The sequence below is a fragment of the Senegalia sp. (in: firmicutes) genome (assembly GCF_052088025.1).
Taxonomy (GTDB): Bacteria; Bacillota; Clostridia; order Tissierellales; family SIT17; genus Anaeromonas.
In genome coordinates, this window is sequence record NZ_JBQCYD010000080.1 from 1 (window position 1) to 4,848 (window position 4,848).

Genomic DNA, 4,848 nt, shown 5'->3' on the forward strand with positions numbered 1-4,848 from the left:
CTATCAAATACATTGTAAAAGGTTTAATTAACCAATTGGTCACACAAGTAACTGTTAGTCCTTTAGGTTTCTTAGTTGCTTTCACAATACTTGAAAAATCAATCTTAAGCATCATAGGATAAATCATTAACCAAATTAATATAGCCACTGGAATTGAAACCTTGGCATATTCAAATTTACTAAGCGTTTGTGGTATAGATGGTACCCATTTTCCAATCATTACACCTATAATTATACATAGAGTAACCCAAACTGTTAAATAACGACCAAATATCCCCATACCATCAGAAGTTTTTATTTCTCTTTCTTCATTCATTTTAATCCCCCCATTTTATAAGATTTGATACTTCTTCTTTATCATCAGCAATCCGCTGGCAATTCATATTATGTTCTTTATATTTGATGTATCTTTTTAAATCATTAAGAAATAAATCATCTTCCGTAAATTTCTTTTTTAGATAGCTAAAAAATAACACATCATTATTTATAAACTTATCACTTATTTCGTAGTGTACCCACTGTGCCTCTTTTGATGAACTTATTATTCCTACTTTTTTAAGTTTGCTTAGATGTCTAGAAACATTTGATTGAGTCATTTCAAGAATCACTTCAATTTCACAAACACACAACTTAGAGCTTATCAAAATGTTTAAAATTCTAAGTCTATTTTCATCTCCTAATGCTTTGAAAAGTTCAAACATTAATCCACCACCTTTGTATATGCTTATATTCAAATATACTCATATACTATCATATATTTTTCGTATTGACAATATTTTTTATACTACAACACTTTACAAATTTAGTTTCCTAAATAGTAGATATAAATTCATAATCTATTTCCATAAGTAATAAAATAGTTTGATAGATTTAGAAGTGTACATGTGGTATGTTAATCAAAGAGAATGGATTGAATTAATCCAACCCAAAGTAGAATACATAATCTCCCTCTTTTCTTATTCAGCTAATTTCCCTACAACCGGGAGATCCTTAAATTTTGATACTCCATGAGGAGAAATATTCTTTATTTCTTCTGTTAATTCTTGTCCTGCTTCAAAACCATTATGATCTCCATTTTCCCAAGGTGCTGCATCTTTAACATCATAAACCACTCCATCTACAGCAATATATGCTGGATTTCCATCAGGATTATAATGTAGTGATTTACAAGTATAAGCATTATTTTAATTGTACAATTGCAGCTTGTGTACCTCTTTTTCCTTTATGTCCTCTATGAGAAAAAAATAATTCTTTATTTTCCATAGTACATATATTAGATAATCCTATATTTTCTTCTTTTACACCTTTGCTAATTAAAATAGCTTTATTAATATTATTTATATCAGGATAATATTTATTCTTCTCACTATCATAACTAATATATTGTGAACTATCTATAGACATATTTTCAAACTTTTCTCTAACATCTTCATCAATTTCATAACATTTATTACAAATTGAAGGTCCAATAGCTATAATTAAATCTATAGCATTTGTACCAAACTCTTTTACCATTATTTCTACCATATTTCCTGCAATCTCCATTGTAGTTCCTTTCCAACCTGCATGTGCAAGACCTATTACTTTTTTTATTGGATCATAAAAGTATATAGATGAACAGTCTGCATGGAATGTTACTAAAGGTATTTGAGGAATAGCTGTAATTAAACCATCTATATCTTTGTAATTTCTATCTTTAATTATTCCCTTCCCTTTATCTTCTTCTTTTATTACTCTAATATTATTATGATGATATTGAGATGACATTACTATATCTCTATAATTAATGCCTAGATATTCAGTAATTATCTTATAATTTTCTAATACATTTTCATCTGTATCTCCTCTTCCAAAAGCTAAGTTCATGCTTTCATAAATATCTTTACTTACACCACCACACCTTGTACTAAATGCAGCAATGATTTCATCCCTATACTTATCAAATATAGGGAATTTTACTATTTTCAATTCTTCATTTTCTTGAATGTATGCATTACTATTCATATAATCCTGGTTTCTAAAACTATATCAAATCATATCATTTAGATATATTTTATATAATTTTTCACTTTTACTTTTAAAAGCGGTAGCTTCACAGGATTCATCTACTAAGGTATAGTCCCTTGACTATAAATTCCATATATCTTTCGATATGCCTTACATACATTTAGTATATAAGTCCAACAGAGTTAGAGGTGTTACCTCTCCCTATATTTTTTAAACTCTCGCTAAAGACTTTTCCTTCTAGGTGTTCTTTAGCAAAATTTATATATTAAAATATTATTATACAAAGTTTAAAAATGACTTTCTGTAAGTTTGCCACAAACCAGGTTTTTCACCACCTTTCTTTTTTATTTTTTTATTTATTATACTCCATTGTTTCCAATTGTTATATTTATTAAATTTATCTAATTCTTTTTTATCTATTAACTTATCTTTTAATATTTTTGGTACTTTTTCATTAAAATCTAAAGCTCTTCTAGCTATAACTATACTAGCTGCATTATGAATATATAATCCATATTGATGAGAATATTTATATAGTCCTATTTTACTTGTAAATTGAGTTTTTACTTTAAACACTTCTATATTTTCTCTTTTTGCTCTTACTTCTAACATAGAAAGTAATTTACTATATATAAATTGATGAATTATTCTAGAAAACTTTCTTTTTATATCTTTATCATTTTTAAATTTTAAGTTTTCTATAGAAATAGCACATTTTTCTTCTTTAGCTATCCTAGTTACTTCTTTTACTAACTCTCCAATTAAATTTTCCCGTCTATTAGTCCTTGCATATAATAGTTCTGATCTCTTTAAATATATGCTCCACTTATAATTACCATCTAAGTCAACTTTAGTTAAAGCTAAACCATCAGGATTAGTATCTATTCCTATTACTCCGATATAGTTATTAATCCCTTTTTCGTATTCTTTTATCTTACTTTCATCTATTGTAATATGAGCATAAAGTTTACCCGACTTTTTTATTAATTCTACCTTATAGGCCTCACCAGTAATTAAATAATCTAATACCATCTGTCTATAATTTCTTCCATTTATTTTACCAGTTTTTTTAGATAATTTTTGTGGTAAATATATTGGAACTTTTATTTTAATGGCTCTATTTGTTTCTGTTTTTTCTAGTGTTGATATTTCAAGATAAGTCATGTTATTTTTTACTATTATTCTTAGATTAGGATTACCTTTTTTAGTTTTATCTCCTCTTGAATAATAGTTATTATCTCTTAAATCTTTCCATTCTTTATTTGTTATTAGACCTTTACATCTTTTTATGAAGTTTTTTCTTCCGCCAAAAATCACCTTTGGTATAGTTTTATTTTTTATATGCTCTTCATAAAATTCTAATTTCTTTTTTCTCTTATCAAGTTTTTTTCTTAAGCTATTTATCTTCTTTTTAGATTTGGTTTTTGATAGTTCCTTTTCTACTTTTGCTACTTTAGATTTATAATTATCATAATAACTTTTTAAAAGTTGCTTCTGTGATAATATAATTTGACTTGCTTTTTCTACTGCATCTTTACTTTGCCTTATGTTTAACTTATATTTTCTAGATATTACTTTTTCAAGTTCTCCTTTTTTCATATTATTTTTTAATAATTTATTAAAGGAAAATCTTGTAGCTGATGAGAAAGTAGCCATAAACTCATCTATTTTTTCTTCCATTTCAGGTGTAATGTTTATTAATACTGCTCTTATAGTAGTCTTAATTATTTTCACCTTCTTTTTCTAATCCATCTAGAGTTTCTTTTACTTTTCTGCCTCCTCGGCTTCCATAAATTCTAGCTGAAAATGAAGTGATAATAGAAATCATATCTTCTACCATTTCTTTGTTTAAGTCTTTATTATCCTTTTCTTTTAATGTTATTATTTCTACATTATGTGATTTACAATATTCATTTAAATAATTAAAACCAAATCTTGCAAGTCTATCTTTATATTCTATAATTAAATATCTTATTTCTTTCTTTTTAATATCAGAAAGTAATTTCATTAATTCTTTTCTATTTTCATTTATTCCACTTGCTACTTCTTTATATGTATTTTCTATATGAAATTTATTTTTCACTGCATATTCCATAAGTCTCTGAGATTGTCTATCCAAATTACCTGACTTTTCTTGTTTCTTAGTTGAAACTCTAGCATATATCAAACAATTCTTAGACTTACTATGAACATATCTTTTTCCTATTAGTTTTTCTAAATCTTTTAAGTCATATCTTCTATGTTTCCCTTTAGTTCTAATAGGAGTTATTATATCTTCATTTTCCCATCTTAATATAGTACTTCTAGATATATTTAAATAGTCACATGCTTCTTTTTGATTTAATAATTTAGTCATAAGAATCATCTCCTTATACAAATTTACTTCCTTTGCCAATCTAGGCCTAAACAAAAATTGTTTTGCCATAAATACTATGTTTCAATTTTATCAACTATTTTTATCAAGTAATCTTTCAAATTATCTAATTCATTTTTTTCAAAGTCTCTAAAAATATCTATATTCAATTCATCTGAAGCTTTTCTTAGATTCTTTACTAATTTAATAGCCTTTTCATTTAATTTTAAATATTGAGAGCGTTTATCTTGTGGATTAATTATTTTTTCAAGATAATTCTTTTTTTCAAGTCTGTTTATAATACCTGATATAGTAGGTCTGTCAGAATTTAAATTATTTGCAACTTCTGCTGAAGTAATCATTCCATTTTTAAATTCAATTTGATTTAAAACAGAAAACTGTGATGCAGTGATATTGTATTTAATTAATTTTTTATCTAGAGCATTTTTCAAATGTCTAGATACCATTATTAATAAGTAAGATAAATT

At 25.8% G+C, this 4,848-nt stretch carries 7 protein-coding genes; all 7 read right to left on the reverse strand.

Annotation, left to right across the window (positions count from 1 at the left end; genetic code table 11):
* Positions 1 to 316 (reverse strand): arsenic resistance protein (locus ACTHUW_RS12420; RefSeq protein ID WP_442213481.1); only part of this gene is annotated, 316 nt, incomplete at its 3' end.
* 1 nt (position 317) lies between these two features.
* Entirely contained in the window at positions 318 to 701 is a 384-nt protein-coding gene (locus ACTHUW_RS12425) for an ArsR/SmtB family transcription factor (protein ID WP_442198780.1), read from the reverse strand.
* A 255-nt stretch (positions 702 to 956) separates the two neighbouring features.
* The gene (locus tag ACTHUW_RS12430; protein ID WP_442198779.1) at positions 957 to 1,112 is read right to left on the reverse strand and encodes a hypothetical protein; all 156 of its coding nucleotides are present in this window, start codon (positions 1,110 to 1,112) and stop codon (positions 957 to 959) included.
* A 67-nt stretch (positions 1,113 to 1,179) separates the two neighbouring features.
* Entirely contained in the window at positions 1,180 to 2,004 is an 825-nt protein-coding gene (pgeF, locus tag ACTHUW_RS12435) for a peptidoglycan editing factor PgeF (protein WP_442198778.1), read from the reverse strand.
* A 279-nt stretch (positions 2,005 to 2,283) separates the two neighbouring features.
* Positions 2,284 to 3,741: an IS200/IS605 family accessory protein TnpB-related protein gene (locus ACTHUW_RS12440; protein WP_442213484.1), complete on the reverse strand. Its 1,458-nt coding sequence runs from the start codon at positions 3,739 to 3,741 to the stop codon at positions 2,284 to 2,286.
* Complete coding sequence (locus ACTHUW_RS12445; protein WP_442213486.1) at positions 3,728 to 4,363, reverse strand: IS607 family transposase; 636 nt, start codon at positions 4,361 to 4,363, stop codon at positions 3,728 to 3,730. The genes ACTHUW_RS12440 and ACTHUW_RS12445 overlap by 14 nt, the downstream gene beginning before the upstream one ends.
* A 74-nt stretch (positions 4,364 to 4,437) precedes the next feature.
* On the reverse strand, positions 4,438 to 4,848 hold a 411-nt coding region (locus ACTHUW_RS12450; RefSeq protein WP_442213488.1), incomplete at its 5' end, for a MarR family winged helix-turn-helix transcriptional regulator.